The sequence below is a fragment of the Candidatus Desulfatibia sp. genome (assembly GCF_036446775.1).
Lineage (GTDB): Bacteria > Desulfobacterota > Desulfobacteria > Desulfobacterales > UBA11574 > Desulfatibia_A.
Genome location: NZ_JAZFTO010000398.1, coordinates 1 through 4,621, shown reverse-complemented (window position 1 = coordinate 4,621; position 4,621 = coordinate 1). Strand labels below are relative to the sequence as shown.

General features: G+C 43.1%; 3 protein-coding genes and 1 pseudogene. All 4 read right to left on the bottom strand.

Translation table 11 applies throughout. The features are described from left to right. A partial coding sequence (locus V3S16_RS18035; RefSeq protein WP_413887508.1) for a HAMP domain-containing protein occupies window positions 1-936 on the bottom strand: 936 nt, incomplete at its 3' end. A gap of 10 nt (window positions 937-946) precedes the next feature. Next, window positions 947-1,963 (bottom strand): ABC transporter substrate-binding protein, encoded by a 1,017-nt coding sequence (locus V3S16_RS18030; RefSeq protein WP_413887506.1) that lies wholly within the window; start codon window positions 1,961-1,963, stop codon window positions 947-949. Window positions 1,964-2,239: 276 nt separating this feature from the next. Continuing rightward, window positions 2,240-4,192 carry a 4Fe-4S binding protein gene (locus V3S16_RS18025; protein ID WP_413887504.1) on the bottom strand — a complete coding sequence of 651 codons (1,953 nt, stop codon included), beginning with the start codon at window positions 4,190-4,192 and terminating at the stop codon, window positions 2,240-2,242. Between the two features lie 231 nt (window positions 4,193-4,423). Beyond that, window positions 4,424-4,621, bottom strand: a pseudogene (locus V3S16_RS18020) (hypothetical protein); the annotation flags it as partial.

The window sequence follows — 4,621 nt, the reverse complement described above, 5'->3', positions numbered from 1 at the left end:
TGAAGGATCATAGTCATTAGGAACTTCAGTAATATTATATATTTCTTTAGTCCAGAAAACTTTCTTTGTCTCCCCATCAATTTGCCAACCACCCACCTTTGCTATTTGCCCTGTCGCATTGAGAAACGTCTCGCTTTTAATCAACGCCTCCTCCGCCTGCTTGCGCTCATTTATTTCATCTTCCAGTTTATCTCGTGATACGGTAATCGCTTTGAGCTTTTCTGTCATATGATCAAATGCTCTTGATAGACCACCAATCTCATCTTTTGCTACAGAGGCGATTTTAAAATTCAAATCACCCTCGCCTATGGTTTGAGTTCCTTTCTGGAGTTTTGAAATCGGTACTATAATACTCTTTCTGGTAAAAAATGAGTTGGCTGCAATTATGACCGTGATAAGAATTACTAAAAGTATAACAACCAAACTCGATTTTCGTTGAGCAGACACTAATCTTCTGTGACTTATTTCAATCAATTGCCCGGCGCTGGAAACCATTGTTTGTGAATTCGTCAGCAACTTTCCGACTAATCGGTCTTCCAATTCAGATAATTCAGCAGGCATCTCACTACTGTTCTTACGGCTTGCGTAGTTTGCAATAATCCTGGAAAATATAACCTTCAAACGGTCATGGTTATGTAATATTTCTTTTTGTAAAAGCTGCTCTTCCTTTATTCGGAACTTCATATTATGAATGAGCTCTGTTAGAGAATCGTATCTTAATTGCCATTGCATCTGTGTTCGTTCTGTACGATTCAATAAATAGTCGTTGGTTAAGAGATTGAGATCAAAGACGCCGCTGGTCAACTGGTCGACTTTGTCATCTTCCTCAATCGCTGCTCTCATGTCTTGAATATGAATAAATAACGTAAAGGCTATCATCAGGCCGATAACGATTGATAAAACGGTAATGATCTGGAATTTACTTTTAATCTTCATTATTCATCACCTATCGAATTATTCTCACATTTTCCGGTTTGACGGCCGAAAGCGCATCCAGATAAATAAAATTATAATAATTGGGGAGTTTGGTTTGATCGGTTAGTTTTTTCTTGATGGCCCATTTTGATTGGTTTTCTAATGTCATAAGGAAGGATTGATCTAATAATATTTTGAAGCGGTAGGTTGCGCTTATTTCCTTGAGAAGGGATTCCTCTGTTTTGAGATGTTTAGCTACAATTTTACGGGATTCATCTGGAAATTTTTGGATGTAGTTAGAAGCTTTGATAAGGGATCGGATAATCTTTTCTATTATCTCCGGTTTCGCATGCACATAATCTTGTCTTGCAGAAATGATAAAATATGGAGAATATAAACCTTCAGCAGAAAATGTGCTCCCTTGCTCTCCAAGTTCTTTTCGAGCTTTGTACATTTGAGGGTTCCATGTTGCTATGGCATCAACATCTCCATTAATTATGGCGTCAAACATTTGTTTTGGCTGTAAATGAACAGTTTTAACTTTTTCACGTGGAATTCCATTTAAAAGTAAAACCGTATCCATAAAATATTCCCCGTTTGAGCCAAGGGTTACGCCAATCGTTTTATTTTTTAGGTCTTTGGCTTTGAAAACCCCTCTGTCCTTGCGTGCAACAATAGCAAGATGATGCTCGGCGGTTATCATTATGGCAAATACAATTATTTTACCTCCATTTAAAACAGTGTGCATAAATGGAGTTTCCGAAGATACTCCCAGTTCTGTTTCTCCGGTTACGACTGCATTCAAAGCTGCCTTTCCATGTGGGTATGAGGCTTTTAAAGTTACGTCCAACCCTTGCTCTTTAAAATAGCCTTTTTCAGAGGCTAAAAAAATGGAATAACCGGTAAATGAATAGGGCATTGTAGCAATATTTACTTTTACAAGAGACTCATTTTGGATTTGTGACGGGTCCTTGCAGGACCAGATAACTATTCCGACAACTGCCGCTATTAATGCGAAAAAAAATCCGATTAATGCTTGCTTGGACACGGGAATCTCCTTGGTTTGTTTTATTGTGGTTTTAGCAGGTTAAAATCAATACGCTATCGCTTATCAATTTTCAGCACAGATCGAAGAGGTACCGACAAATCATAATCGCTTCAGGAACAGTACGAAATATAGAAAAGAGAGCGTATTAAAGTATTATCTTTAATTTCAAACTACATGTCAAATTATATTGGTTTATGGAAAAGATTTAAAGGGGTTAGCATGGTTGGGGAATAGATTGCATCATTGAGAAATCCGAGCTAAAAGAGCAGTTCAATCTTAGCCCATATAAAGCTTCAATAATATATTTACCATAACAAGGGCGAACAGGGAGGGAAGCAGCATGGCCTTTACTCTGGCAACGGAATTGGGGGTAATTGTTTTTAGCGCCATAAATCCTCGGCTCAGGCCCAAGTAAAGCCCTGTCAGCAAAACGATCCCCTGGATCGTGGGAATCCACTCGGGGTAAAAAGGGTTAAAAGGATAATCAGCGGTCCCGAAAATGTCCCAGCCCAAACCCAGGGGATCAGATATTACCGCAAAGATGTAATTATAGTTAACCAGCACCGACGGCAGGCTGAAAGCTATCCAGGCAAAGATGCCCACCGGAATCAGGATGTAAGCAAGCCGCAGCGTCATCTCCCGATTACTTGCCGGTTTACCGGCCAGACGGTTGGCGCCTCTGGCTGTTAGGACGAATAAACCCGGAACTACCACCAGGGCTGAACCCCAGATGGCGGCAAGGTATATCAGATAAGGTATGATCTGCCTGCTTTCGGTAACGTTGGCGGCCGCCTTAACAAAACCCCAGGGGCCCAGCATGGTAATACTGAATGCAATCGCCACCACCAGCATGATGATCACGTTGATCATCTCATCATAGCCTTTAAACACTCGATCCGATCCGAAAGGTCTGAAGAAAACCGCGATATTATCTTTGGGGCAGCTTTTAAGGCATTCCATGCAGAATCCGCAGTAATTGTTGCGGCTCATATCCCCGATATACTGGTTCCAGGGGCATGCCCAGCCACCGGGTCCGCCCGTATAGCAGCTTTTATCTTTATGTTTTTTGCAGATTTCAGGGTCTATGGCCCGGATCTCGGTCATAGATGCCATGGAGTAATTTCCCAGAAACCCCCCGACCGGGCATAAGTACAGGCAAAAGACTCTATTACGATACACCAGGGATAGAATCAGGGTCGTCACCAGAATGAGTAGAAACATGCCCGCCGTGGCTACCGGCCGGGTGATCAGAATAATACCGAATGAAATCATCGCCAGAAAAATGAAATTCTGAAGCCACATATTTCGCATCACTTTGGGCCAGTCCTTTTGCAGACCGCTAAACCGATGATGCAGGCCTTTAAAAGGTTTTTGAATATAACGAACAGCGGTCAGGGTTCTGCGGCTGAACCATTCAGCGGGCGCCGGCAGGGGACACATCAAACACCAGATCCTGCCTCCCAGCGGCACGAAAATGGCCTTTAAGGCAAACCACCACAGAATCCAGACAATGACGATCGCGATGTTGCGGTTGCCCACCGGGCTGCCCCACAGGCTGCTGAGTATAAAAAGGTAGAAAATGATCGCGCCCGGCAGTAGAATGAGGAATTGAAAACTGCGGCGTTTAACCAACCATTTCAGCCCCGGCAGCAGTTTGAAGAGATTGATTCGACTGAAGGCGGCGGACCGCGCCCCGGGATTTGCCTGAAACAGTAATATTGCGCTGAATACAATCCAAACAGACAGCGAAATCGCAAAATGATAAGCCGAATTTGGCCTGACAATCAATTCCCCGGTCATAAAGGGGTGGAGATTCCCACAGATCTGGGTACAACGGAAGGTGAACTTGCCTGACTTGTCGGCCACAAACTCTATTTCAGATACTTTGTCCCAGTCGGCATTCAGCTGGCCGTTGTCATCTTCCCAAAGATACTTGAGATAGTTGATCCCCTGCTGTTTGATGATAAATTCCAGGGGGTAACCGTCCAGAAGAAAACCGTGGGTTACATCCAGGGAAGTCGGCTTTAAAATAATTTTATCCCCTTTATTAACTACGATTCTAGCGGGGGAATAACCGTATTTTTCAGCCTTAATAGTGATATTGTGGGTGCGGGTTTCAACAGGCAAATGCCGAATTAACAGCGGAATTGCCAGGGCCGGTACCAGGCTTAACAGAATTAAAAGATATGCTTTTGTTCTGCTTATGTTCTTCAAAGTGTTGACGTTCAAAGGTTCAGAGTTCCTCGTTCAGCCTGCGACGAGCCCTTCGGCTGTGAGACCTGTCGGCGAGCTCAGGTCGAGCCGCTCAGGGTCGAACGGCTCAGCCGAGTCGGGTTCCCTTCGTAGGGAGTCATTAACTCTCCGTCTGAATCCAAAAGGGCTGTGAACGTTAAGTTATCAGGGCTACAGCAAAAAGCAAAAACGTTATGGCCCATATTTTTTTCATCACCCTTTCTCTTTTTACAAAGCAAATTTATTTAAAAACGTTAGATAGCCGGGAATTAAAACAAGTGTATCGGTAAAAATCATCAGACCCAGAATCACCATAATGACGCCGGTAATTTTTTCAAAAAGCCCCAGATGTTTTTTTATCCTGTCAAAAAATCTAAAAAACTGATTCACACCAAAGGCCGTTAAAAGAAAAGGTACCCCCAGACC